25 protein-coding genes are annotated in these 24499 nt (G+C 47.0%); 5 read left to right on the plus strand and 20 right to left on the minus strand.

Annotated features, from left to right (window positions below):
- Window positions 1-220: 220 nt before the first annotated feature.
- The 8 genes from ERJ70_RS17005 to murJ all read right to left on the minus strand — a co-directional run bounded on the left by ERJ70_RS17005 (window position 221) and on the right by murJ (window position 8483).
- Window positions 221-1267 carry a glycosyltransferase family 4 protein gene (locus ERJ70_RS17005; RefSeq protein WP_209365947.1) on the minus strand — a complete coding sequence of 349 codons (1047 nt, stop codon included), beginning with the start codon at window positions 1265-1267 and terminating at the stop codon, window positions 221-223.
- A gap of 177 nt (window positions 1268-1444) precedes the next feature.
- Entirely contained in the window at window positions 1445-2482 is a 1038-nt protein-coding gene (locus ERJ70_RS17010; protein ID WP_209365948.1) for a GNAT family N-acetyltransferase, read from the minus strand.
- Between the two features lie 22 nt (window positions 2483-2504).
- A complete protein-coding gene (pssE, locus tag ERJ70_RS17015; protein ID WP_209365949.1) occupies window positions 2505-2984 on the minus strand; it encodes a PssE/Cps14G family polysaccharide biosynthesis glycosyltransferase in 480 nt (159 codons plus the stop codon).
- On the minus strand, window positions 2981-3451 hold the full coding sequence (pssD, locus tag ERJ70_RS17020) for a PssD/Cps14F family polysaccharide biosynthesis glycosyltransferase (protein ID WP_074599933.1): 471 nt from the start codon (window positions 3449-3451) through the stop codon (window positions 2981-2983). The genes pssE and pssD overlap by 4 nt, the downstream gene beginning before the upstream one ends.
- Before the next feature lie 13 nt (window positions 3452-3464).
- Entirely contained in the window at window positions 3465-4556 is a 1092-nt protein-coding gene (locus ERJ70_RS17025; protein WP_245208045.1) for a glycosyltransferase, read from the minus strand.
- A gap of 12 nt (window positions 4557-4568) precedes the next feature.
- A complete protein-coding gene (locus ERJ70_RS17030; protein WP_209365950.1) occupies window positions 4569-6032 on the minus strand; it encodes an O-antigen ligase family protein in 1464 nt (487 codons plus the stop codon).
- A gap of 16 nt (window positions 6033-6048) precedes the next feature.
- Window positions 6049-6954 (minus strand): PIG-L deacetylase family protein, encoded by a 906-nt coding sequence (locus tag ERJ70_RS17035; protein WP_209365951.1) that lies wholly within the window; start codon window positions 6952-6954, stop codon window positions 6049-6051.
- Between the two features lie 5 nt (window positions 6955-6959).
- A complete protein-coding gene (murJ, locus tag ERJ70_RS17040) occupies window positions 6960-8483 on the minus strand; it encodes a murein biosynthesis integral membrane protein MurJ (RefSeq protein ID WP_209365952.1) in 1524 nt (507 codons plus the stop codon).
- 427 nt (window positions 8484-8910) lie between these two features.
- Here murJ and ERJ70_RS17045 point away from each other — a divergent pair, with 427 nt between their 5' ends.
- The 4 genes from ERJ70_RS17045 to ERJ70_RS17060 are packed head-to-tail and all read left to right on the plus strand — an operon-like array spanning window position 8911 to window position 12261.
- Window positions 8911-9855, plus strand: a complete 945-nt coding sequence (locus ERJ70_RS17045; RefSeq protein ID WP_209365953.1) for a glycosyltransferase family 2 protein — start codon at window positions 8911-8913, stop codon at window positions 9853-9855.
- A complete protein-coding gene (locus ERJ70_RS17050) occupies window positions 9845-11608 on the plus strand; it encodes a DUF6020 family protein (protein WP_209365954.1) in 1764 nt (587 codons plus the stop codon). The genes ERJ70_RS17045 and ERJ70_RS17050 overlap by 11 nt, the downstream gene beginning before the upstream one ends.
- Window positions 11592-11939, plus strand: coding sequence for a DMT family transporter (locus tag ERJ70_RS17055; RefSeq protein WP_209365955.1), 348 nt, complete (start codon window positions 11592-11594; stop codon window positions 11937-11939). The genes ERJ70_RS17050 and ERJ70_RS17055 overlap by 17 nt, the downstream gene beginning before the upstream one ends.
- Entirely contained in the window at window positions 11932-12261 is a 330-nt protein-coding gene (locus ERJ70_RS17060) for an EamA family transporter (protein WP_209365956.1), read from the plus strand. The genes ERJ70_RS17055 and ERJ70_RS17060 overlap by 8 nt, the downstream gene beginning before the upstream one ends.
- 183 nt (window positions 12262-12444) lie before the next feature.
- On the opposite strand, the gene ERJ70_RS17065 is transcribed toward ERJ70_RS17060, so the two are convergent.
- From ERJ70_RS17065 to fabZ, 9 genes are all read right to left on the minus strand, one after another.
- Window positions 12445-12630 carry a hypothetical protein gene (locus ERJ70_RS17065; RefSeq protein WP_209365957.1) on the minus strand — a complete coding sequence of 62 codons (186 nt, stop codon included), beginning with the start codon at window positions 12628-12630 and terminating at the stop codon, window positions 12445-12447.
- Window positions 12631-12699: 69 nt separating this feature from the next.
- Entirely contained in the window at window positions 12700-14037 is a 1338-nt protein-coding gene (locus tag ERJ70_RS17070; protein WP_209365958.1) for a UDP-glucose dehydrogenase family protein, read from the minus strand.
- Window positions 14034-14168, minus strand: a complete 135-nt coding sequence (locus tag ERJ70_RS20140; RefSeq protein ID WP_256439056.1) for a hypothetical protein — start codon at window positions 14166-14168, stop codon at window positions 14034-14036. Before ERJ70_RS20140 ends, ERJ70_RS17070 begins: the two co-directional genes overlap by 4 nt.
- Before the next feature lie 263 nt (window positions 14169-14431).
- Window positions 14432-15505 (minus strand): glycosyltransferase family 4 protein, encoded by a 1074-nt coding sequence (locus ERJ70_RS17075; protein ID WP_209365959.1) that lies wholly within the window; start codon window positions 15503-15505, stop codon window positions 14432-14434.
- A 181-nt stretch (window positions 15506-15686) separates the two neighbouring features.
- Window positions 15687-18776, minus strand: coding sequence for an efflux RND transporter permease subunit (locus ERJ70_RS17080; RefSeq protein WP_209365960.1), 3090 nt, complete (start codon window positions 18774-18776; stop codon window positions 15687-15689).
- Window positions 18777-18778: 2 nt separating this feature from the next.
- Window positions 18779-19648, minus strand: a complete 870-nt coding sequence (locus tag ERJ70_RS17085; RefSeq protein ID WP_245208046.1) for an efflux RND transporter periplasmic adaptor subunit — start codon at window positions 19646-19648, stop codon at window positions 18779-18781.
- A 359-nt stretch (window positions 19649-20007) separates the two neighbouring features.
- Window positions 20008-20358 carry a hypothetical protein gene (locus ERJ70_RS17090; RefSeq protein ID WP_209365962.1) on the minus strand — a complete coding sequence of 117 codons (351 nt, stop codon included), beginning with the start codon at window positions 20356-20358 and terminating at the stop codon, window positions 20008-20010.
- A 416-nt stretch (window positions 20359-20774) separates the two neighbouring features.
- The gene (locus tag ERJ70_RS17095) at window positions 20775-21152 is read right to left on the minus strand and encodes a hypothetical protein (protein WP_209365963.1); all 378 of its coding nucleotides are present in this window, start codon (window positions 21150-21152) and stop codon (window positions 20775-20777) included.
- Between the two features lie 199 nt (window positions 21153-21351).
- Window positions 21352-21774 (minus strand): 3-hydroxyacyl-ACP dehydratase FabZ, encoded by a 423-nt coding sequence (gene fabZ / locus ERJ70_RS17100; RefSeq protein ID WP_209369502.1) that lies wholly within the window; start codon window positions 21772-21774, stop codon window positions 21352-21354.
- A gap of 269 nt (window positions 21775-22043) precedes the next feature.
- Here fabZ and ERJ70_RS17105 point away from each other — a divergent pair, with 269 nt between their 5' ends.
- On the plus strand, window positions 22044-22190 hold the full coding sequence (locus ERJ70_RS17105) for a lmo0937 family membrane protein (protein WP_139186963.1): 147 nt from the start codon (window positions 22044-22046) through the stop codon (window positions 22188-22190).
- Between the two features lie 178 nt (window positions 22191-22368).
- Here the strand turns inward: ERJ70_RS17105 and ERJ70_RS17110 are convergent, their stop codons facing one another.
- The 3 genes from ERJ70_RS17110 to ERJ70_RS17120 form a co-directional block, all read right to left on the minus strand.
- Window positions 22369-22716: a DNA-directed RNA polymerase subunit beta gene (locus ERJ70_RS17110; protein ID WP_209365964.1), complete on the minus strand. Its 348-nt coding sequence runs from the start codon at window positions 22714-22716 to the stop codon at window positions 22369-22371.
- Between the two features lie 67 nt (window positions 22717-22783).
- On the minus strand, window positions 22784-23611 hold the full coding sequence (locus ERJ70_RS17115; protein WP_209365965.1) for a flagellar hook-basal body protein: 828 nt from the start codon (window positions 23609-23611) through the stop codon (window positions 22784-22786).
- 11 nt (window positions 23612-23622) lie between these two features.
- Entirely contained in the window at window positions 23623-24447 is an 825-nt protein-coding gene (locus tag ERJ70_RS17120) for a flagellar hook-basal body protein (protein ID WP_209365966.1), read from the minus strand.
- Window positions 24448-24499 lie beyond the last annotated feature (52 nt).

Below are 24499 nucleotides of genomic sequence, written 5' to 3' on the forward strand. Positions count from 1 at the left end.
CCATTGTGATGGTGGGATGGCTGTTCTATTGGGCAAATCAATGTAACTGCTGGAACAATATTCGGAATACATTTGCGGAAATAGATGACCGTGGAAAGTGTGAGGTAATTTGCAGTGCCTTATTAGAACATTTAAAGTTGCAGGAGTAACAATTAAATATCACAAAAAGAGCTGCTCCATAAGCCTTATACAGGCTTTCTGGAGCAGCTCCTTTCTATTTCTACCGTTTCGCCTTTGCACCTTCCAGAAGTCGAAGAATCGGGCGGTAATTTTCGCTGATAAGGCCTGTCAGTTCGACTACGATTTCTACCAGAATCGTCAGCGCCAACAGGGTTATCGTGGATCCCCACACGGTCGATTTGGTGAAGATGATGGCCGCGATACTGAACAACCCGCTCATCGCATAAATCAGGATGACGGTCTGTTTATGCCCAAACCCAAGTTTCAACAGACAATGATGCAAATGCAGCTTATCCGGTGCGGATAAAGGTTTGTTTTGGATAATGCGTCGGACAATCGCAAAGAAGGTATCTAAAATCGGTACTCCCAAAATGATAATCGGAACAATTAACGAGAATAACGTAACGTTCTTAAACCCAAGTACCGAAAATACACCGATCATGTAGCCTAAAAACAAGGCCCCGGTGTCGCCCATGAATATCTTGGCGGGATGGAAATTGTAAACTAAAAACCCAAGGGTGCTTCCCAGCAGCATCAATCCCATCAAGGTGACAAACGAATCGCCGAGCGATATCGCCAAACCGGAAATCGTGATCAGCGCGATGGAAGAAACACCAGCCGACAGTCCATCCAAACCGTCAATCAGGTTGATGGCATTCGTAATGCCGACAATCCAAATTAAAGTGAGTGGAATGCTCATGTAGCCGAATTGCAGTGTTTCGCCAAATGGCAAATTGATGAAAGTGATTTGCACCCCATTGAATACGACGATTCCTGCAGCGATCAGCTGAACAGAAAATTTCAGTTTGGCCGACAGATCGAACAAGTCGTCAAGAAAGCCGATTGTTGTGATCAGAATAGCGCCTACCAGAATCGGCCAATCATACTGGCTGACTGGGTCAAACAAGTAAAAGCCGATAAGGAAGCTGATAAATATCGCCAAACCGCCTAACCGCGGCATCAATTTGCTATGAATTTTCCGGTAATTCGGCTGGTCGACCGCACCGATGCGGATGGCCAGTTTTTTTACCAATGGTGTTATCGCCACCGATATAATAAAGCACAATAGCAATGCTATAAATTCCATGGTCGGTCCTCCTGGATTTCGAGCCTATCTATCTCTCTAGTTTGTTTGTCTTTTAATATGACGTGGGTCACTGAAAAAAGGTTTCATAGTTTCGTATTTTTTTTGCTTTAGTTACTATAGCACAATCCGGCACAAAATACACCTGTTCCCGTAAAAATTTACATTGTTACGCTTCTGTTAATAAGAATCAACATCTCCCTGATGCAAATACCAGTCCTCCAGCCCGCTCCCTACCGTTGCGGTCTCTAACGGATGAACAACAAGCGCGAGCGGGTGGTCCTTTACCTTAAAACCTCTGGAAGCAAGCGTATTGGCCGATGGCGTCTCGGGTAAAGCCCAGCTCTGTACGATGTCGCAACCTTTCAATTGTTGCAATGCACCCTGCAATAATTCCTGCCATACCTTTTGGTCCTCAACCGCCAGCCAGTCGACAATCGTTCCGACGGTCACGCGGTCATGCTTAAGTTGCTTCCCTTCCTTTTTCACGACCACATAGCCTGCCAAATCAGCTCCTTTACGAAGTGCGAGCATGTGATACATATATTCCGGATGCTGATGGTATCGCCAATTCAAGTACCCGTGGCTCCGACGGATTACAACCGGCCTGATGGCGGACAAACGGTCGGCCAGGTCGGTGAAACGCTCGTCGCATGCCGTGACAGTTTCCAGCTGATATTTAGATAAAGACTTTTTCTTTTGCTTGTTGATGATTTTTTTGTATATACTACCCAATGGCTTCGCAGGACTGGCAATCCTTATCATCCCTGCAGCCAATGCTATGGGATTTTGTATGTAAACAAAGCGTGACACCCGGCCCGCTTCCTTCGCCCGGGTGCGTGTGAGCAGCAGTTCTCTCGCTTTCGGTGCAGGGAATCCATATAGCAGCTTAATTCCCGATTTTCTGGCTTCCGTAAACATCGCTTCGTTCAACTGTTGATAAATTCCTTCTCCTCTGTCTTCGGGATCGACCATTGTATCTACTCGTAAGCCTGCCAGCTGGATTTTGCCGTTAATAAATACTTCGCTGACCCATAACGCGATGTGGCCGGCGATGCGGTTGTTTTTTTCAAAAACCAATATCCAGGGATTCACTGGGTTGGGATGCTTTATATATTTCCATTCCCAAACCAGAGAAGAGCGTTGTTTCCCGAACACTTTGGTGTACAGCTGTTGGATCCCGGCTTGGTCCCCCGGCTGAAAAAAACGAATTGCCATGCCATCCTCCCCTTTGAAGTGCTCATGCATGATCGATAAAATCGGTCAAAATTTGCTGCAGCCGCTGCTTACCTGATTGAAAAGGTTTCGGGACAAAATGCTTCGCTTGATTGATGACAGCCTCAAGCTTTTCGCCGTCATGCCAGCTTAAAATGTGTCCCTGGGCAGTGAATGCTTCCACCAGCTGGAGCTGGTGATCATCATTATGCTCACCGTATTTTTTCAAACGCGGGGCAGCAATCACCGTTTTCCCCTTTCGCAATCCCGTTATTACAGAACCGGTACCTGCATGGGTGATCACCAGGCTGGCATCATCGTATAAGGCATCCATTTCTTCATAGCTGACGAACGGCTTTAAGGTCAGCCTCTCGCTACTATATGGTGTGTGGCCGTGTTGGACGATGACTTCTTCTTTAATTATGCTTTCTTTTTTGAGCCGGTCTACTTCATCAAGAAGGCGCGTGAATGGCAGTTCGTGCGTGCCTAATACAACGAGTATCAATAGATAGACCCCCCATACACTGCCTTCGGGTAAATATCCTTCATCGATTCCCATTGAACGATGAACAAATCGGAAATCGGATATACCATCCTTCCGGACAAGGTGGGACTGGTTGATTTGGCAAAGCTCTCAATGAAAATGATTTTCCGTCTGAACAATTTTGCCAGGTAACACATCGGCACCGCCGTGTGTGCTCCCGTGGTGATGATAATATCCGGACGGTGTTTGAGAAAAATACACAAGGATTTGATCGTATTATAGGTAAACTTGTAAATATAGCGGATCGGGTAATTACGTGCTCCGTACATTAGCAGGGAAACCGGATATTTCTCCATCAGCTGCTCGGTGATTTCCGACTTTTCCGTCACAAGATGGTATTGGTAGTTTTTGAATAAGCCTTCCAACTGCAGCAGCTGTGTAAGATGGCCGCCTATAGATGAAATAAGAAGCAATTTTTTCTGTTTCATCCTGTCCTCGCTCCTATCGATGGTAGATTGAAATAAGCTGATCCAACAATTTATCCTGATCATTTTCCTGTGCTTTCTCTTCTCCCTTGATGACAAGCTGTTCACGTAGCTTTTCGTTCGCTATCAGTTTCTCCAAACCGTTACGGAGTGATGCATGGTTTTTTGGTTCCACTAGTAATCCCGCCCCGTCCTTAAGCAGGTGGGCAAGACCGCCTACGTTGCTGCCGACGACCGGAGTATGGCATGACATGGCTTCCAATGCCACTAATCCAAAACCCTCCATATGGGAAGGGATGACGAATACGTCAGCAGCGGCCATCCAGTCTGCAACCTCCTTCTGGCCTTTCGGGCCATGGATGGCCACATCACGGATCGCCTCCCTGTCGATTTTCTCTTTGATTCTCTCCAGGAATTCCGGCTGCTTGGCTGCCCCGATGAGATGCAGCTCCAATTGATCAAACGTTTGTTTTAACTGCTGGTAGGCATCCAAAAGCTCCGTCAGCCCTTTTGCTTCAATCAGATTGCCGGCATACAAGAGCTGTATCCTGTTTTCCTCTAGTCCCATCTTCCGCTTTGCCTTTGGCTTTGGAACTGGTGCGAAGACCTGCCGGTTGACTCCCATATTCAACACGGTCACTTTCCCGGGGTCCACTTGATAACGGTCGAGCATTTCCAGTTTGAGCGCTTCCCCTACTGCCACGATATGGTCTGCTTCCTGCAAAATCCGCTTTGTCTGCTGAAAAAAGAATTTCCCCTTTTTCGCCATTTTGTCGAGATCGCCGCCATGACATGTCACAATCAACTTGGTTCCAAAACGCTTTTTGAACATGAGGCCAAACAAGCCGCTCGGGAAAATATAGTGCGCATGGATCAATTGATAGCCTTTCCCTTTGCGAAGACTGATCAAGCCGATACGTATCATCCAGGCTACATATTTTTTCAACAGATGATGCTTTCGCATTCCCGGTTCGGTAATCGCTGCGACATCGATGTCCAAGCCTCGTTTTCTTAAAGCTTCGACTTGATTGCGGACAAATATACCAAAGGTAGGACTGTTTTTTCCGGGGTACATGGTGCTCAAGACAAGGACGTTTTTCAACTTCATCTGCTCCTCCTCCTATTCTGCTGCGGCTGCCAGCTTCCTGGCAGACTGAACATGACGCGACTGGTTGATGACGTAAGCAAGCATCGCAAAGTAAAACAACGTGAACGAGTCATTTTCCCAAATGTTGTAGACCAATCCGGCAACATAGGAGCCGAGCAGGACGGCAAGCAGTACTGTGGCTGTCTTCAGCTCGCTTCGGCGGTTCCATAACAGATAGAGCATATTCAGTAAAAACACGGCAAACACGATGACGCCGAATATCCCGGTTTGCACAATGACTTGGATGTACTGATTGTCTGAATAAAACTCCCGGTCGATATTGTAGTCTTCATAAATCGGTGAACCGGCATTCAAGGTTGCTGAATCACCAAACGTGGCAAATCCTGTACCGATCACTGGATTGTCCTGGAATATCGTCCATCCCTTTTCGATGATATACAGACGTCCCGCCCGTTTGCTTCCCTCTACGGCGTCATCGTTGAAGGTCTCCCGCATGCGGTCGGTAAAACCGCCGTCGCGCTCGTCGTACTGCTTTTGCGTGCTGCGCTGGGTTTGACCGAAATCGGAGGCCTCAATGGTGCTTGCCAGCATGTTGGCAGGTATGCCGATGAAGATTATTCCGGCCGCCAAGGTAATCAAGGTCGTCCTTAAGATTCGCCAATGCCTGGTCAGCGCGATATAAATCAACAGGCCGACGGCAAAGGCGAGCCAGGTTCCACGCGAATAGGTAAGAAACCAGACGCCCATGTAAAGAACCAGTGCAATGTTGGCCACCCATACCATTTTGCCTTGCAAGTAACTGCGTAAAAACAGTGTCAAAATAAACGCAAACGACAAATAGTAAGCTAGCAGGTTGGGATTGCCGATCAATCCGTAGATTCGAATCCGATTGATGGCCGACAGCGGCATATTTTCCCAAGTCGGAGGCAGCAGCCACCCGCGTAAAGAAAGCTTCTCCACCAGTCCATGCAGGCAGATCACTACGGCAAGAATCATGGTCGCCCAGAGAAACCTGGCGATATCCTGTTTTGTGATATCCATCCGCTTGACGACATAGTAGACAAGATAAAATAACAGAAAGGATCGTAGCTGTAACACCAAAGCCGTGATCGATACGCCGGAAACGAGCGCAGAAACGGCGCCGATAAAACAAAATGCGAAAAAAGCGAGTTCAAACCATTGGAACTTTACAAGCGAACGCAAATCGTGCCGGTATTTCATGACGGTTTTTACCAACAGCACGAAAATCACGGCATCCCCGACTAGCTTCAAGGTCGGATTGAATTCGACCAGAAACGGACGGATCGGAAAATAAACAAACAGCAAAATCAGGGCGTTTTTTTCCTGGAAGTAGCTGTAGATGACAAAGGTAGCAATAACGGCCAGTGACACGATGAAGTTGTCGAGCATTGCAGCGGCCAGCAGAATGAGCAAGGCGGCCGGTACGAATCCGATTTGTTTGATGCTGATGTTCATGGTACATTCTCCTCTCCTATCGATGAATGCCGGGATGTGACGACCAGTGTTGCTGGTAAATCCTTTTCTTTAATCGATGGTTTTTATAGATTGCCCACAACAGCGTTACCGTCCGGTTTGCTTGTTTGAACAACTTTGGATAATCATAATGTTCTTTTTTTACCGCTTGGATCATTTTCTGAAATTCCTGGCTGGAAAGCTGCAGGAAGCCTTCCGCTGCATTAATAGCATTCTCAGCAAGATGTGCTTTCATCCTGTTCAGTTCCAAAAAGCCGTCAAAAGCGATTGCTTGTGATTGAAACACGTCGATCGCCTGGCGCTTTGCCGGCATTGTCTCCGATATATCAATCAAACAATTGATGGCCGTTGGCGGAAACGGACAATTGATTTCATATAAACGGACGACCGGATCGACGTTGTCTACTAGTTCAAGAGCGTCTGCCAACGCTTCCGCTGTTGCGACATGGTCCGGATGGGCATCGACAAACGTTGTAGCGTAAATAATATCCGGCCGCAGGCGTTGGATGTGCTCCGCAATCATGCCGCTCAACTCCGGCCGATTCCCGACATGACCATCCGGCAAATCGCAGTAGAAAACCTGATTGATTCCCAGAATCGGCTGGACCTGGCTAATTTCCGCCTTCCGGAGTGCTGCCAGTTCATTCCCAGGAAGTCGACTGACACTTTGTCCTCCATCTGTAATAAACAAACAAGTAACCTGTGAGCCGGTATCGGCATGACGGCGTATCGTTCCGCCAAGTCCGATTGTTTCATCGTCCATATGCGGAGCCAATACCAGGATGTTTTGATTCGGCAACATGTCTGTGAGTTTTCGGCTGTTTTGATAATGTTTTTTCATCACCAGCCTGGTAACCGGAACGACTACCGGCTCCGCTGATTTTAATAAGGTATCTTTCATCATCGCTGTTATGTCTCCCTCTGCTTCGTTTTGCTGCGCAGGCTGCCGGTAAGGTATTGCAAGGAGTGTGTTTTCAGGAGCCAGGCCGTCCCGATAAATAGTACTGCCCCGACCAACGCAATCATGATGATATGCAACAATACGGGCCAGTCTGTGACCACCCGGCTCAGTGGGATAATGACTGCTGCCATGATCCCTGTGGCGGCAGTGATTTTAGCAAACTCACCTGCCAGCATGCTTAGCGGCAGTCCCTTTACAAGCTTCAGGAAAAGTACGAATCCTGTCGCTGCATAAAGCAGTCCGACTACCGAGGATGCGAGCGGAATACCGACAAATCCCAGGGTCTTCGTGAATAAATAGTTGAATAGTAGATTCAGTACCACAGAAACGGCGCCGATCTTCATGATTAGTTTGCCCTGTTTTACCGAGTAAAAGCCTTTATTGATCATCGTATTTAAACTGAAAAACAGTACCGAACCAAAATAGTAATAGGCTGCCTGGCTTGTCGCCAGTGTAGCCTGATGCGTAAAAGCACCGCGCTCATACAATAGCTCAATGATTTGCGGCATAAGGATCATCATCCCGGTAATTGCCGGGAGGACGAGCAAGTACATCAGGTTAAGTCCCTGTACCATCGTTTGTTTGAATTGCACCTGATTTCGAATAGCTTGTGCTTTGGCAAGTGCCGGAAAAACCAGGGTCGCAATTGTGACTCCGAAAATCGCCTGCGGAAAGTGGACCAGGTTCTTGGCATAGTTGATATAAGTAACGGTACCTTCAGGGAAATAGCCGGCAAATATATTGTCGACTGCCAGATTTATTTGTCCCACCATCACGGTCAAGGCAACAGGCAGGAACAACCGATAAAAATGTTTGATTTCCGACGTGTTGATTTTTTCCTTCAACCGGATTGCTTGTTTGGGAACAGCCAAAATCAGCTTGAATAACAAAGAAACAATCGTACCCGCAAGATAGCCTGCTGCCAGTGCATAAGGACCAGCAGACTCCGCAAACAGAAAAGCGCTGGTTATCATGGCGGCTATCACGATGATTTGCGATGCTGCAGAAGTGGAAAACCGCTGTCTGGCATCCAAATAAGCTTCCAAAACTGCATTTAATCCGACAAACACCAGTGCTCCCATCAGCCAGACGGAAACCCATATCGCAACCCTTGTCGCCTGTTCGCTGAATTCGGTATAAAGTAGCGGAATCAAGTACGGGGAAAGCAGCATGCCGAGTACAGCAGCAATCGTCCCTCCGACAGCTGTCACTTTGAACACCTGCGACAAGTGGCTGTTTTCCCTGCCATTGGCAGCTGCCTCCAGATAGCTAGGCACCAAGGTGTTCTTCATACCATTCGTCATGAACAGGAACAGCATATTCGGAATGATGAACGCAGCCAGGAATGCATCCGCCTGATAACTGTCTCCGAAGTAATAGGCGATCACCATGTCGCGGACCAATCCGGAAATTTTCAATAGCAGTGTCATCAACAAAAACAATAGTCCGGTTGCTCCCAGTTTCGACTTCATCCTCAATACCCCGCAGTTTGCTTCTTGTTTTGTATTTTTGACAGTCCGCCGGAGGCGGAGCTGTCTGTAATTCACCTCAAATATACCAAAGCTAAACAAAAGAAAAAGGAAAATTCATGATTCTTAACGTACTCTTTACGTACTTCATATTAGCTTAGTATTCTGTGAATCTTTGTTATTGGAGTTAATTCTCAAAGTTTAACTGAATGAAATAAATTACTCGTCCTTAGTGTTGCCTGATAATTTAGCAACTATACCGACTCTGATAGCATTCTTTTACTAACTAATTATCTTTACCCATTAACAATGTGGATTCTGTAAATCTTTATTGAACTTTGGTTAAGTTTTTGTAATATTTGCCAAATAATACCCTGATTCTTTTACACTGTTGGAAAGTCCAATCATCAGAGGAAAAGGGGTAAACAGGATGAGGATTGCTGTATTGATTCCGTGCTATAACGAAGAACATACCATAGGAGCAGTTATTGACGATTTTCGGCGGGAGCTGCCGGAAGCGGTGATTTATGTATATGACAACAATTCTTCGGATCGAACGTATGACATTGCAATTGAGCATGGTGCTGTGGTCAAAAAGGAACCGAAACAAGGAAAAGGGAACGTAATCAGAGCGATGTTCCGCGATATAAATGCAGACTGTTATGTCATGGTAGATGGCGATCATACCTATCCGGCTGATACGGTTCATCAGCTGATTGGTCCGATTATCCGACGTGAGGCAAGCATGGTGATCGGCGATAGATTGTCGAACGGAACCTATGGGAGCGAAAACAAACGCAGGTTCCATAACTTAGGCAACTCGCTAGTGAAGCGGACAATCAATTTTCTATATAAAAGTGACCTAGAAGATATTATGACAGGGTATCGTGCGTTTGATAAGGTGTTTGTGAAATCGATGCCAGTGATGAGTCCGGGCTTTGAAATCGAAACGGAAATGACCATCCACGCACTTGACAAACGCCTGCCTATAAAAGAAGTTCCCATTCGCTACAGGGACAGGCCGGACGGAAGTGAATCGAAACTGAGTACGTTAAGCGATGGCTTAAAAGTACTGGGTAAAATCTTCACCTTGTTTAAGGAATATCGGCCGATGATGTTTTTCAGTGCCTGGTCTGTCCTTTTGTTATTGTGTGGATTGGCAACAGGGCTGCCGGTGGTTGGAGAGTTTTTTGCCACAGGATACATCACCAAGATACCCTCTGCCATTCTAGCGGTCGGATTGGTGATTTTGTCGATGTTGTCCTTTGCCAGCGGACTGATTCTCGACACAGTCGCTTCCACCCACAAAAAGCAGTATGAATTGGAGCTTAATCGCATGTTTGATTTGTCTGGAGGATTTAAAGGTGATCAGTAATTGGGGAATTTTTTTGCTTAGTGTTCTATTGGGAGTCTTGAGCGGAACAGCCTGTCTATCGTTGATTCAATCCTTTACCCACACGTCAATTGCAGTGATCATTGCGGTATATGCGCTACTAACCGTTTTTTTTCTAGTCGGTTTTCGTGTGATGGTAAATAGATGGCAGTTGGCAAAAAGGCTGATGCGCCATCCCCTATCGGCAGGTTTTATAAGTATCTTTTCCTTGGCAGTGCTGTTCAGCTTAAAAGGTTCACTTGATCACTTACAAGATAATAGCTGGCTAATCAAGTTGTTTGTCTGGTTTGGTTCATATGCCACCATTTTCGTAGGAGTAACCCTTGTGATATTCCTCCTCTATCCTATACAGCTTAAGATAGCCACAAACAGCGTTTCCAGGTGGAAGATCATCGGCTATGCTCTGCCTTGCCTGGTGGTTTGGATTGTTTACTTAGCTGCTTTCTATCCAGGCGGGATGACGCCCGACTCCCTTTCTCATTGGCGGCAAATCCATACACATGAATTCAGCAGCTGGCATCCCGTATTTTATACATGGTTCATGATGCTGACGACGATATTCTGGCATTCTCCGGCGGCGACAGCTCTCGGCCAGATTTTTTTCCTTGCAGGCGTATTTGGTTACGCGATGTACAGCTTTGAGAAAAATGGTTTAAAACCAATTTGGTTATGGATAGTGACTGCAATCTTTGCGCTCTCTCCGGTCAACAGCGTTTTCTCGATCATGATATGGAAGGATGTCCTTTTCAGCACTTTCCTGCTGCTCTTCACTGTCATTGCCTGTAAAATTGTCGTCACGAAGGGGGAATGGCTTTATCAGTTAAGCAGCCATTTTCTGTTAGGCGGAGCTGTGATCGGCATTATTTTCATTCGAAACAATGGACTGCCCGTTTTCCTGGCCATGGCCCTTCTGCTCATGATTACATACCGGAATCAGGCTAAGCGGGTATTGATGACGACTCTGACGGTGTGCGGTATCTATGGCATCGTTACCGGACCTGTGTTTGATTCCTTGGAGGTGAAGCCGGCAGATCCTAATGAGGCATTAGGCATCCCTACACAACAGCTGGCAAGAGTAATTGCACTCGATGGAGAACTGACTGCGGGGCAGGCAGAATACCTGGATCGCATTTTACCCCTAGCTGAGTGGAAGGAACATTACCATCCTTACTTAACAGATCGGATAAAGTTTCTCGACGATTATAATCGAGAGGTCATTTACGAGGATTACGGAAAATACTTTTCTACTTGGTTCTCTGTTGTTTCCAATAATTTTTCTATTGCTGTTGACGCTTACTTAAAGCAAACATCGCTCGTTTGGCAGATCAATGAACCGCAGCATGGTTATACCAGTCTTTATTCTACAGAAATTCATCAACCAAATGATTATAATCTGGAATCGGCTTCTCTACTTCCAGGTGTAAAAAATGTGCTGACAAGTTGGCAAACATTTACGGAATCCCATTTAAAACAATTAGTATGGAGACCTGCTTTATACACTTTTTTGATTGTATTGTTGACTTTTGTCAGCTTCATGAAAAACGGATGGACAGCCTGGCTGGTTGCTTTGCCTGTTTTATTGAATACAGGCACCATTCTGGCCGGTTTACCAGCTCAAGATTTCCGCTATCAATATGCCAACTCGATGGCATTGTTCATCATTGGATTATTCGCCCTGCTCCTGTACAACCAACCTTTGCTGAAAAGGACAGATGACGATGACAAAGCTGCTTAATTCTTTGAATGAAAATAAGAGCGGGATTGCCATCATGATTGCCGCTTCCGCCTGCACTGCACTCGGCCAGCTTTGTTGGAAGCTGTCGGCGGGGGAGATCAACCTCTTCCTGATCGGGGGACTTTCCCTCTACTTCCTTGGCGCTGTCGGGATGGTCATCGCCTTTCGGTTTGGCAGCTTGTCCGTTCTCCATCCTCTATTAAGTCTTGGCTATGTATTTGCGCTGTTTTTAGGGAGCATGTTTCTGGAAGAAATCATCACCTCCAAAAATTATATCGGAACAGCATTGATCATTATTGGTGCTGTCTTGATCGGTGGTGGTGATGATTAATTGGCTGATGATGATTGTTTTATTCACCCTTTTCGGCGCACTTGGCGGCTTCTTTTTTAAAAAGGCAAGCGGGCAGGATTTCACCTTGAATAGCAAACTGCTAATCCATTTGCTGGCAGGCGGCATGTTTTACGGTGCTGGAGCCATCCTCAATGTTTGGACGCTCAAGCACCTTCCGTATACTGTTGTTTTTCCGCTGACATCCCTGACGTACGTATGGACGCTGCTCCTTTCTTCCATATGGTTGCGTGAAACCCTTACAAAGAACAAAATTGTCGGAGTGCTGCTCATCGTAGCCGGATCCGCCTTTCTGGTTACGTAAAAGAGAACCGGCGCAGGGTCAGCAAAGCAAGCTGGGGTCAAGCTGGGGTCAGTCCCCCAACACACTGTCGTGGCAGCCCGACGCAGTGTTACTGTGTTGGGGGACTGACCCCATAGGTATAATGTACTATTTCATTAAGTTAAATAAAAAAGAGCCGTGTAGTCCGGCTCTTTTCCTTCTTGGTTATTCTTTTTTCTTGTATGGTTTAGCAGAGCCGGTGAATGGATTTATTTCGTATGTTAAGTCGCGTCCGGCTTCCAGTTCCTCTTGTGATGTCCTTTTTCCTAATGCAGCATAGTACCACATCCATGCCCCAAGCGATGCTAATCCGCCGATGATGGTCACCCAAAATACACCATCTCCATCCATGCTCCACCTCCAATTGGTTTTTATTTCCATTTTAGCGCAGAATGTTGTTATTTCAACTACTCAATCAATTTAGTGACTTGCTAAAGAAGAAACCGTTCCAGGGGAATTGACAATCGGGCGCCCGATCGAATGGTATTCGATCCCACTTGCTTCTGCAACCTTCAAGTTAAAGCAGTTACGCCCGTCAAACAGAAGCGGACTGGCCAACAGGCCTGCGTATTCCTCTAACGGGAGGTCCTTGACCTGCTTCCAATCCGTAATGATTACGGCACAATCTGCACCTTGTACTGCCTCCTGCAGATTGTCTGTCAGCATGACTGTGGCAGGCATCACTTGTCTTGCCCGTAAGACAGCAACAGGATCATAGCCGCGAAGCGTAGCACCTGCAGCCTGCAGCTGTTCAGCGACACGAATGGCAGGTGACTCCCGCATGTCGTCTGTATTTGGTTTGAAGGTCATGCCGAGCAATGCAATGGTTTTGCCTTCAAGATTTCCTAAACGGGTTTGAATCATTTCCACTAGCCAGTCCCGCTGCTTGTCATTGACATGCTGGACACTACCAAGCAACGGCATCGGGTAGTCATAGCTTCTACCCATCGCAATCAGAGCATTGGTATCCTTAGGAAAACAAGAGCCGCCATAGCCGACACCGGCTTGGAGAAACTTACCCCCGATTCGCGAATCCATGCCCATCCCTTCTGCCACATTATCGACATTGGCTCCTACATGGGCGCATAAATGGGCCATTTCATTAATAAAACTTATCTTAGCCGCCAAAAAAGCATTGGAGGCGTATTTGATCATTTCAGCACTTCGCAAATCCGTTTTGACAATCGGCAGCTGGAACGGCCGGTTGATTTCTTCCAACAATGCTAGTGCAGCCGGATCATCAGAACCTATCACGATACGATCTCCGTGAAAAGTGTCGTGGACGGCCGTACCCTGACGGAGAAATTCCGGGTTGGAAACAATGCGTATTTGAACTGGTTCTGCCAACTCTGACTCTATCATTCGTTTGATAGATTGATTGGTTCCTACGGGAACAGTGCTTTTCGTTACAATTACCGCATTCTGCTTCAAATGGGCAGCAATCGCTCTGCCTGCCGCTTCAATAAAAGTCAAATCAGCTGAGCCATCTGCCGTTTCCGGTGTTCCGACAGCCAGGTAGATAATCTCTTTTCCAGCCAGCCCTTCCCAATAATCGGTAGTGAAATCCAGCCTGCCGCGTTGGAGATTTTTTTCTAGTAAATCCTCCAACCCCTCTTCAAAAATCGGGGATTTGCCGTGGTTCAACAGGCCGATTTTTTCCTCATCAATATCCAAACAGGTAACCGAGTGGCCGATTTCGGCTAAACAGACACCCGTGACCAACCCGACGTAACCTGTTCCAATGACCGCTATGTTCATGGCAGTTTCACCGCCTTTTTCTGCTTTCCATATCCAATGGAGAGGAAATTAACCAACGGATGCTTCAGTTGTATCTTTCGTTTGCTGCTAGAAAATGTCGTTGTTCGGGACAATTGCTCTTTCCTATTCATCAGATCGCTCTCCTTTGTCAGGGGGTTACTTCTATTTATATTGAGCTGCATGCGAATCCATTCATGCAAGGCCGTTGATTTCATCGTACCCGGTTGAAAGAGTCGCTACAATCCCCCAGAGAGCGGGGTTTCCTATGCATTTACAATGTTTACAATCACGACAAACACAAAAAAGGGCGCCCCTTCTCGTTTAAAAAGGAACGCCTTTTGCTTATTTTCTTTACTATCGAATTTATTATGTTTTTGTTAATTTTTCTTCATATTCAACCGCGGTCATTCGTACGCTTCACCAGCTTGTGCATGCTGTTGATCAACGGCTTTTTCCTTTTTTCCACTGCTCCGATTTCCGCTATCAACGCAAGCAGCAGCAAAATGAAGAAAGAAATAATCAGCGAAAAGGTGAGCGATGCATTCGAGAACATGATGCCCAGGATTCCAAAGACGGCACTGAAGCCATAAATGATCAGGACGGTTGTCCGATGGCTGAATCCCGAAGCAAGCAGTTGATAATGAATATGCTTCTTGTCAGGAAGCATGATGTTTTCATGGTTGTACAGCCTTCTCACAATGGCGAACAACGTATCAAATATGGGTACTGCCAGCACGATCACCGGAATGATAAAACTGAACAAGGTCACATTTTTAAACAAGCCAAGCAAGGATATCACGGCTACTGAGTACCCGAGAAACATCGATCCGGTATCGCCCATGTAGATTTTTGCCGGATAGAAGTTATGAAAAAGAAAACCGATATTGCTGGCAATCAATACGACACAGAAGTAAACAACGACAACGCGGTAATCACCAAGTGCCATGATCAGCACGCTGATCAATGCAATTGCCGATACGCCGGAAGCCAGTCCATCCAGCCCGTCAATGAGATTGATGGCATTGGTAATGCCGACAATCCACAACAGGGTGACGATAAAACTCCAATTCCCAAGCTCCACCAATCCGAATAGAGGGACATTGATCCGCTCGATGATCAGACCGCCGTATATCAACACGCCGGCAGCGGAAATTTGCCCGATTAATTTATACAAAGGACGTAGCTGAAATCTATCATCCAAAATTCCGAGTATGACGACGATGATCGCTCCGATACTGATTTCGAACATATGGCGGTGAGCCGGCTGTAAGTAAATCAGGCCGAGAACCGTTCCTAAAAAAATGGCCAGGCCGCCTAGCCTCGGAATCGCGATTTTATGAATTTTTCTGGCCTCCGGCTTATCCATTGCACCGATTTTGACTGCGAGTTTTTTCACAGGAAAAACGAGCAGGGCAGTCGCCAGCAGTGAAATTAGAAATGCAATGACAAGCTCTGACAGGTTAACCATAGAATCCCTACTTTAGTTGATTTCTCTTATCTTTAATATAAATCAAACGGTCGATACTATTACAATTATGCAACACTCTATTTCAATTATTCACCGAGATATACCTGCCCAAACATTCCAATGAAACGATGGAAGCAGGCAAAAGACGTATGCACCGGATGGTACATACGTCTTTTACTGATTAAGCCTTTTGCTCCCGCTTTTTGTCACGGCGGAACAAGCGGACGATTCTTCCTGACAATCCATCAAAGTAGGTGTAAACAACCGGGATCAACAGCAAGGTGAAAATGCTGGAAATTCCCAGACCGAAAATGATGGTGATGGCCAACGGCTGCTGGGATTCGGCTCCTTCACCTAAACCGAGCGCCAGTGGCACCATTCCGAGAATCGTCGTCAAGGTTGTCATCAAAATCGGCCGCATTCTGCTGGCGCCTGCTTCGAGGATGGCATCGAAGCGGGACATGCCCCGTCCCCGTAGAATATTGATATAGTCGACCAGCACAATAGCGTTGTTGACGACAATACCTGCCAGCATGATGATCCCAATGAACGCGGTGATGCTCAGCGGTTTACCTGTAAGGAACAATCCCAGCAGAATACCGACGACTGTAGCCGGAAGGGAGAACATGATAACCAGCGGTGTCAGGAAGTTCTCGAACTGAACAGCCATTACGGCATAAACAAGAAAGATCGAGAATACCAGCGCTATGGCCAGATCAGAGAATGCCTCAGCCATATCTTCTACTTCACCGCCCATTGAATAAGAGTACTCATCCGGGAAGTTCAACTGTTCTAGTTTTGTTTGCACATCCCCGCTGATGCTGGCCAAGTCCCGTCCCGAAATGTCACTGGAAACATTGACCTGCGGCTGCTGGTTTTCCCGGGACAACGTAGCAGGACTTTGAATTTGCTCAAAGTCGGCCACTGAATCCAACGGAATCATCGAGCCTTGCGGTGACTGTATGTTCAAGTTTTCCAAATCGGCGATCGTGCTGCGTTGATCTTCCGGGAAGGTTAGACGTACGTTCATATCATCGCCGTCTTCCCGATAGTTCATGACCACCTGGCCGCTAAACGCCATTTGAATCTGGCTCATGATTTGCTGATGCGTCAAACCTTGCTGAGCGGCAGCTTCCCGATCAACCGTCACGTTCAGCTCCGGCTGTGTATCGGAAATCGAAGAAGTTGGATTTTGTACTCCATCTACTTCGCCAATTTCAGAAACAACTTGATCCGCAAGCTCACGCAGTACTTCGTGTTCCGGACCGGTCAGTTGAATTTGAATTGGGGAACCGGTGCTCATCCCCGAACCGCCGAGTGAATTAACGGATATATCGGCACCGACGATATCTTCCATGTCCTGCTGCATATCCGCGATCACTTCATCGGTCGTTTGGCTGCGGTCTTCGGAAGAAACCAGCTGCAAAGTATAAGAGGCTTGGTTTCCTCCTCCTGCACCGCCCATCATCTGGTTGCCTCCTCCGATACTCAAGTAACTCGTATCGAGGATGTCCTGATAATCCTGCAGCCGCTCACTGACCTCGGCTGCAATCTCTTCGGTTTCTTCTGTCGAAGTACCGGTCGGTGTTTCCAGTGCAATCTCGATCTGTCCTTCGTCAGATGCAGGCATGAATTCAGCTCCAATGAACGGAATCAAGGCCAGACTTCCGACGATGCACAAGAAGGTCACAAACACAGTCGTTTTGCGGAATTTCAAAACTTTGCGAAGCACGCCTTTGTAGCCATTATTGACTTTATCCAGGAACCGATCGAACCAGTAACGCCGGCCATGATCTTGCATGGCTTTGCTCAGCAGCTTGGATGACAGCATCGGAATCAATGTGATCGATACAACCAGCGATGCAATCAACGCAAACGAAACAGTCAACGCGAACGGCGTAAACAGGCTGGAGGCAATGCCTTCGACAAAGACAATCGGCAAAAATACGACCAATGTTGTCGTCGTCGATGCGATCACGGCAGGCGCCAGTTCCGAGGCACCCTTCTTGGCAGCTTCCACCATCGTAAAACCGCGCTGGCGATAGGAAACGATATTTTCCAATATGACGATCGAACTATCGACCATCATTCCGATACCAAGCGCCAGTCCGCCCATGGTCAGGACATTCAGCGTTTCGCCAGTAAAGTAAAGCAGCGTGAAGGTGGAAATAATCGCGATCGGAATAGACAATCCGATGACGATGGTTGCCCGGATGCTCTTCAAGAACAGCAACAGGACAAGAACGGAAAAGATTCCACCGATAATCATATTTTGTACCACGGAACTGATCGATGATTTGATGAATGTCGAGGTATCGATCACGACATCGAGCGAGACGCCTTCCGGCAGTTCTTCTTTCAGGTCATCGACAGCCGCCGTGACATTGTCGGAGACGTCGACGGTGTTGCCATCGGTCTTTTTCATGACGGAAAGCACAGCTGCCTGCTTCCCGTTGACCATGGTTGTTCCGTTCGACTCTTCAAATGTATCTTTTACTTCGGCAATGTCTTCTATGTGTACTTGGGTTCCGGACTGCGATTGGATGATCGTCTCGCGGATATCATCGACCGAGTCAAAGTCGCCATTTACCCGGACTTGCAGGTCCTGATCGCCTTTTTGCACGGTTCCCGCTGATCCGGATTGGTTCACCCCTCCGAGGGCCTGCGAGATGTCCTGGGTGCTCAAGCCATATTGGGCCATTTTCCCTTGATCCAGTTCGAGCTGAATTTCTCTCGTCTGTCCGCCTTCGACGGTAACGGAGGCAACGCCTTCCTGCCGTTCAAAATAGGGGACGACTTGATCTTCCGCAACATTTTGCAACTGGGACAGATTTTCGCCTGTCAGTCCGACCCACATAATCGGCATTTGATCCGGATTAAAGCGGAGGACGGACGGATCGTCGGCACTGTCCGGCAGCATCCCTTTGGCTGAATCGACCTGTTCGCGCACCTCGAGCAGGGCATTGTCCAGATTGGTGCCGGTCGAGAACATAATGATAACGAGAGAGGAACCCGCTTGGGATTGGGATTGAACCGATTCCACCCCTTCTATCGAACTGAGTGATGCTTCGAGCGGCTGACTGACTTGCTTTTCGACTTCTTCCGGAGCAGCATCCGGATAATTGGTCGCTACGACGGCAATCGGCAAGTCAATTTTCGGAAACAAATCGATCGCTAAACTGCGTAATGAAACAAAGCCCAGCGCCAGGATGGCCAGGACGATCATGACCACGCCAACCGGACGCTTGACGGAAGTATCTACTAACTTCACGGTTATTGCTCCTCCTTCTTGATGCTGACTTGCCCGCCATCAGTTAGGGTGAGCTGGCCTTTGACAACCACTGTATCCCCTTCAGCAACATCTGCTTCAATCGCTGTCACATCCGATTGGGTTTCGACTATTTCCACAGGCACTTCCACTGCCTGGTCATCTTTCACGATATAGATAAATGCTTCCCCACTGTCATCCACCAGGGCTGCGGTCGGAACAAGCAACGTATCCTTGACTACTTTTTCAGCCAATTGGACTACCGCAGTCATGCCTGGTTTGATATCGTTGTCTTCATTTTTAAATGACAATTCGACAGGATACAAGCCGGTATCGTCCGGAACCGACGCAGCATATTCAATCGTCGCAGTCAATTCTTTGTCCAAACTGGTAAACTGCACCTTCGCTTCGTCGTTATCCTCAAATAATGCCAGGTCTTCTGCGGTAACGGTCACTTCCACTAATAGATTATCCAAATCGACGATCGTGGCAAGTGGTTCGGAGTTGGAGACCATTCCCCCTTCGTTTGCTTCAAGCGAAGTAACTTCTCCGTCTGCTGGCGCTTCGATGTCGACGTTTCCCATCCCTTCCGCAGATTTGACGGTGGCAATGACATCGCCCTCTTCCACCTGGTCGCCTTTTTCCACTTCTAACGATTCTACTTCACCAGGTGTCGGAGGAATGACGGGTGCTGTGGATTCGGGTGTTACCCCGCCATAAAATTGTTTATCAACGGATAAGTCCCCTTGTGTTACTTCCTCCACTTCAACGGGAGTGACGCTTTCTTTTTCCCCGCTGTTATCAGATTCCTGTTCAGAACAAGCTGCCAGTACCAGGGCAATCAGTGCCAGCAGCGGCCATGCGAATTTTTTCATGATCATTCTCCTCTCCATTTGCTGACATATGTATCATCCATATCCGGCACACTATGCCGATATTGTCTATAGTTCGGATGTTAACGTCAAATCTTGCAGTCGAAGCGGTTCCTGTCGAATGCTTCGGGTGCTTCGGACTGGGACGGAAAAAATTTCCCACTGTGACTATACGACTTGGTGATGGTTTTGGTTTCAATTGTTTTGTTTGCGTGTAAATAAATTACAGACAATAATGACCAGTCAGTCGAGTTTTACTATATCACGTATCTGCCAGCATGACAATTACAGGGGATATTGGATGAAAGCGAAAAATATCCTGCCTCCTTTTTCGTGGTGGCAGGATATCGAAAGCTTATGGATTATTGGTTGTTATCGTCACCCATTGTATCTTCATTGGTGGCATCATTATTTTCATCGGTCAGGTCACCGGATTCTTGGTCTGTATCCCCTTGATCATCCTGGTTGCCATTCCCTTGATCATTCTGATCGCCTTCCCCTTGATCCCCTTCATCTGTGATGCCTTCGTCGGCGTTGTCCTCGTCCGTATTGTTGTCGCCTTGATTCATGTCATCCTCATCGTTGCCGTTGTCCTCTACCGGTGCATCATTATCTTCCGGCGGTGGGTTGTCATTGTCATTGTTACCGCACGCAGCCATCAGCAGTAATGCCAGCATGGACGCCCCTAACTTTAATAGCAAATGCTTTTTCATTGGTAAAAACCTCCTTTATGTTATCTTCCATGTATAGCCTTCCCATTTTTTTAAAAAAGTTTCTAAAGTTTTTGTAAGGATGTACAAGCAGTTTCTCCCCGTATCATGAGAAACCAGCCTGACTGTTTGGGAAAGTCTGAAAAAGAAACCTTTAAGCAAATGAGAACAGCTTGCTTCCCTTCAGCATCTGTCCTATATGAGGGAGATGCCGAAAAGACTCTTCACTAGAATGCCATCCAGATAGAAAAAATATACATAGAAGGAAAAGAAGCAAGCATAAAAGGAGAAATAGAATGAACGGATGAAATAGTGGGGACGAATAACGGGGACAGAATAATGGGGACAGTCCCCCAACACAGTAATACGCAATCGCGTTACCACTGTAAAGCATTGGGGGACTGTCCCTCGAGGTTGTGTTATTGTTCTTGATCTTCTTGATCGGAATCGTCAGTTGTGGAATCTTCATCCGTCGATGAGTCTTGGTTAGAACCGCTGTCCTCTTCACTTTCTACATCATTTTCAGATGAATCACTGCCTTCGCGGTTCGGATCGCCTGTTCCGCCTTCGGTTCCATTGTCACCGGTGCCTTGGTCGCTCTGGCTGTCTGCGTCTCCCGAATTCCCATTGTCTTGTTCAATTTCACCGGTTTGCTGGTCACTATTTTCTTCCACGGGAGAGTCGGGAGACTGATCATCTTCCGGCGGAGGCTGTTCTTCATCTCCGCTTCCGCAAGCAGAAACGATCGACAACGCCAATACAGGTGCACCTAGTTTAAAAAGTAAACGACTGTTCATGTTTCAGACTCCTCCTTGTTGTCTTTGCTGTTTTGCATCCGTTTAACGCAATGATTCCCTAAATCTTATCATGTTACACTATATCCCCATGTCTTGGAAGTTAAACCAGCGTCTAAAACAAAAATAGGGACTGACCCTCCAGTGCGCCGAAAAGCTGATTTCAGCTGCAGGAGGGACTGTCCCCGGTATGGGCCTAATTTTATTTGATGGCGAACATGATTTCTGCTTCGCAGACTGTTTCGCCGTCGACGGTCGCGACCGCTTTTCCTTTTCCAATCGGCCCTTTTAGTTTGATGATTTCCACTTCCAGTCGTAATTGGTCACCCGGTTTTACTTGCCGTTTGAATCGACATTTATCAAGACCGGCTAAGAAACCAATTTTTCCTTTGTTCTCTTCTTTGTTAAGGATCACAACAGCTCCTACCTGTGCCAATGCCTCGACGATCAATACACCCGGCATGACAGGATAGTCAGGGAAATGCCCCTGGAAAAACGGTTCATTGATGGTCACGTTTTTTTTGCCGACTACTCGCTTGCCCTCTTCAATTTCGGTTACTTCATCCACCAATAAAAATGGGTAACGATGCGGAATAATGTCCTTGATTTCATTAATATCCACTATTTCTTTCTCCTTTCATCCATTAGCGGACAGAAAACAACGTCTGTTTTAAATACAGTGATCTTCTGCCATCTGCCTGTCTACTACTAAAGTATAAAGAAAACCAGCTTTTCCGCCAAGCGCCAGCAGAATGTTTTTTGTTGAATCGTAAAACCTAAAGAAAAGGTTGGCATGTTTTATTCGATTCATTTTCCATAAACCAAATGTTTATGGAAAATGGCAAGAAGGGAATAGGCTTTATAGTTGGACAACTTATAGAGGAGGTAAACCAGATGCTTTGGACCATATTGGGCATCATCCTGGCGATATGGCTGCTCGGCTTTATTTTTAACGTAGTCGGCGGCATTATCCATATCCTATTGGTGATCGCTGTCATCGTACTAGTTATAAAATTCATCCGTGGACGGACCACATCTTAGCCAGGGTGATAAAAGCTGATAAAGGGGGACTAACCCCAAAACCGCCCGAAAACCGGGAAAACGTTATTTTTGTGATTTTGGGGTCAGTCCCCAGCATGACGAAAAAAGGGTGATCACACTAAAAAGCTGTGATCACCCTTTTGGTATATATAATTAATTTTAAGGCTGGGTGCGTATCTTATTCTTTTTTGCCTGTTACGATGTTGACGATGTGTTCCCACGTTGATACTTCCAGTGCTTCTGTAGGTTTTCCGTCTCCTAATACGCCATAGCCGAACATCAACCCGCAAATCAATGCCAACCCACACAGCACAAACACTACCACCAGCCGCAGCCAAATCGGGAAAATTCGGCGCCTCGCCTTTGGTAGCTTCCCTGTTCTTTTTTCTTTTTTTTGGTCCGGAGTTTCTTTTTTCTTGTCAGCGGACTGGTTTGCAGCAGACTTTTGCTGCTTTTTCTGCTGTTTGAACTCCTTGCGCTTGGCTGGACCTTGATTCACTTCTTTTGTCGGATTGTTCGTTTGCATGGCTTTGATGACTCCTTACTATTCATCTTCTGCGGCTTCTAAAACGATTACTTGCATCTTCTCCAAGTTACCGCAGTTGGTTTACCAATCCTGCCATTTGATCATTCATGGAAATCGATCGGGCATTGAATTGGTAAGAACGCTGTGTCAGCAGCATATCAGTCATTTGCTTGGAAATGTCCACATTGGAACTCTCCAGAGAACTGGTTTTCACGCGCAAATCATTTTCGCCGACTTGCTGAATGATTTCCCCCTCCTGGTAATTCAATGCGTCCAAATCCGGAAGGCGGAAACTGTTATCTCCCGTTGGTTCTAGCACACGGGGACGTACCGCTTCTACAACCGCCAGCCTTCCTTCCTGTGCTGTTTGTCCGTTCCGAGTAACTTCAATTATTCCATTACCCGTTATCTGTATGTCTTCAAACCCGTCAGCAAAAGTCAACGGTCCGTTTTCTCCCAAAATCGGATTACCATCCTGATTGGTGAGCATAACCTGACCATTTTCCAATGGGTTCAAATAAAAGGAACCGGCACGGGTAAACCTTGTTTCACTCACGCCATTTTCCGTCACTTGCACTTGAAATAGCTGATTGTCATCAAGCAGTGCCACGTCCAGTGCCCTCCCCGTTTCCTGAAGGGAGCCGGCAGACAAGTCTGCATTGGTATGACCAAGCTTCGCGCCGGACCCGACCCGCAATCCATCCGGTGTCAAGCGGCCTTCAGCATTAGCCGGGTCTGACAAGTTGTCGATTTGCTGAAACAATAAGGAAGAAAAATTTGCCTGACGGCTTTTATAACCATTGGTATTCGTATTCGCCAGGTTATTTCCAATCAAATCCAATTTATTTTGCAGCTGCCCCATCGTGACCGCTGCCTGTATCCCGATTCTACTCATGCCAATCCCCCTTATCTTACTCGGCCGATTTCATTGACGGCTTTTTCCATACTCGAATCATATGCTTTTAAGACTTTTTGATTGGTTTCAAAAGAGCGGTACGCTTCCATCATGTCCGTCATCGACCGCAAGGAATCCACGTTGGAACCTTCCAGTGCACCCTGCTGAACCGAAAAGGTGACGCCCGCTGCGGCTCTGCCATCAACAGCCGGATCGACTCCTTCAGCCATCTGGAAGACATTCTCGCCCTCCTTGATCAAAGAATTGGCATCTGCCGCATAAGCAATGCCCAGCGGAATGTTTTGCCCGTCGATCTGCACGGTCCCTTCCTCTGTTACGTTAAATTCCATGTTGTTGGTCTGAATCGGATTGCCGGCTTGATCCAATACATAAAAACCTTGATTGGAAACAAGAAAGCCATCGCCGTCAACGGTAAAGTTGCCATTCCGGGACAAGCGCTCTTCTCCTTCCCCATTTTGCAAGGTGAAGAATAGACTGCCGTTTTCATCAGGCAGATTCCCATTCACAAGCGCCATGTCCGTTGAGATACCAGTCTCTTGCAAATCTCCCTGGCTAAAATCCGGGATGTTTTCCTGTACATAGACACCTGAATTGATAGAGCCGATCGTCGTCGGCATCGCTCTGCTCAAGTTACGACTCGTCGGTACGTTCTGCTCTTCCATCCGCTGCAACAACAACTCAGGAAATGCTTTCAACGTGGCTTGATCCTGCTTGTAGCCGGGCGTTTGTGCATTGGCAATATTGTTGGACAATGCCTCCTGCCTTCGCTGTTGCGCCAGCATTCCGGAAGCTGCTGTATAATATCCTCTTAACAAGATTCCTGCCCCTTTTTTCACAAACAGCTGAACGCCGTCTGCATGTTATTCG

The sequence above is a fragment of the Sediminibacillus dalangtanensis genome, from assembly GCF_017792025.1.
Taxonomy (GTDB): Bacteria; Bacillota; Bacilli; order Bacillales; family Amphibacillaceae; genus Sediminibacillus; species Sediminibacillus dalangtanensis.

Bases quoted from the DNA above. Each gene is read 5' to 3' on its own strand.
- ERJ70_RS17005 (WP_209365947.1), bottom strand. From the start codon at position 1,267: ATGGAATTTATAGCATTGCTATTGTGCTTTATTATATCGGTGGCGATA.
- ERJ70_RS17010 (WP_209365948.1), bottom strand. From the start codon at position 2,482: ATGGCAATTCGTTTTTTTCAGCCGGGGGACCAAGCCGGGATCCAACAG.
- pssD (WP_074599933.1), bottom strand. From the start codon at position 3,451: ATGAAACAGAAAAAATTGCTTCTTATTTCATCTATAGGCGGCCATCTT.
- ERJ70_RS17025 (WP_245208045.1), bottom strand. From the start codon at position 4,556: ATGAAGTTGAAAAACGTCCTTGTCTTGAGCACCATGTACCCCGGAAAA.
- ERJ70_RS17030 (WP_209365950.1), bottom strand. From the start codon at position 6,032: ATGAACATCAGCATCAAACAAATCGGATTCGTACCGGCCGCCTTGCTC.
- ERJ70_RS17035 (WP_209365951.1), bottom strand. From the start codon at position 6,954: ATGATGAAAGATACCTTATTAAAATCAGCGGAGCCGGTAGTCGTTCCG.
- murJ (WP_209365952.1), bottom strand. From the start codon at position 8,483: ATGAAGTCGAAACTGGGAGCAACCGGACTATTGTTTTTGTTGATGACA.
- ERJ70_RS17045 (WP_209365953.1), top strand. From the start codon at position 8,911: ATGAGGATTGCTGTATTGATTCCGTGCTATAACGAAGAACATACCATA.
- ERJ70_RS17055 (WP_209365955.1), top strand. From the start codon at position 11,592: ATGACAAAGCTGCTTAATTCTTTGAATGAAAATAAGAGCGGGATTGCC.
- ERJ70_RS17060 (WP_209365956.1), top strand. From the start codon at position 11,932: ATGATTAATTGGCTGATGATGATTGTTTTATTCACCCTTTTCGGCGCA.
- ERJ70_RS17065 (WP_209365957.1), bottom strand. From the start codon at position 12,630: ATGGATGGAGATGGTGTATTTTGGGTGACCATCATCGGCGGATTAGCA.
- ERJ70_RS17070 (WP_209365958.1), bottom strand. From the start codon at position 14,037: ATGAACATAGCGGTCATTGGAACAGGTTACGTCGGGTTGGTCACGGGT.
- ERJ70_RS20140 (WP_256439056.1), bottom strand. From the start codon at position 14,168: ATGAATAGGAAAGAGCAATTGTCCCGAACAACGACATTTTCTAGCAGC.
- ERJ70_RS17075 (WP_209365959.1), bottom strand. From the start codon at position 15,505: ATGGTTAACCTGTCAGAGCTTGTCATTGCATTTCTAATTTCACTGCTG.
- ERJ70_RS17085 (WP_245208046.1), bottom strand. From the start codon at position 19,648: ATGAAAAAATTCGCATGGCCGCTGCTGGCACTGATTGCCCTGGTACTG.
- ERJ70_RS17090 (WP_209365962.1), bottom strand. From the start codon at position 20,358: ATGAAAAAGCATTTGCTATTAAAGTTAGGGGCGTCCATGCTGGCATTA.
- ERJ70_RS17095 (WP_209365963.1), bottom strand. From the start codon at position 21,152: ATGAACAGTCGTTTACTTTTTAAACTAGGTGCACCTGTATTGGCGTTG.
- ERJ70_RS17105 (WP_139186963.1), top strand. From the start codon at position 22,044: ATGCTTTGGACCATATTGGGCATCATCCTGGCGATATGGCTGCTCGGC.
- ERJ70_RS17110 (WP_209365964.1), bottom strand. From the start codon at position 22,716: ATGCAAACGAACAATCCGACAAAAGAAGTGAATCAAGGTCCAGCCAAG.
- ERJ70_RS17115 (WP_209365965.1), bottom strand. From the start codon at position 23,611: ATGAGTAGAATCGGGATACAGGCAGCGGTCACGATGGGGCAGCTGCAA.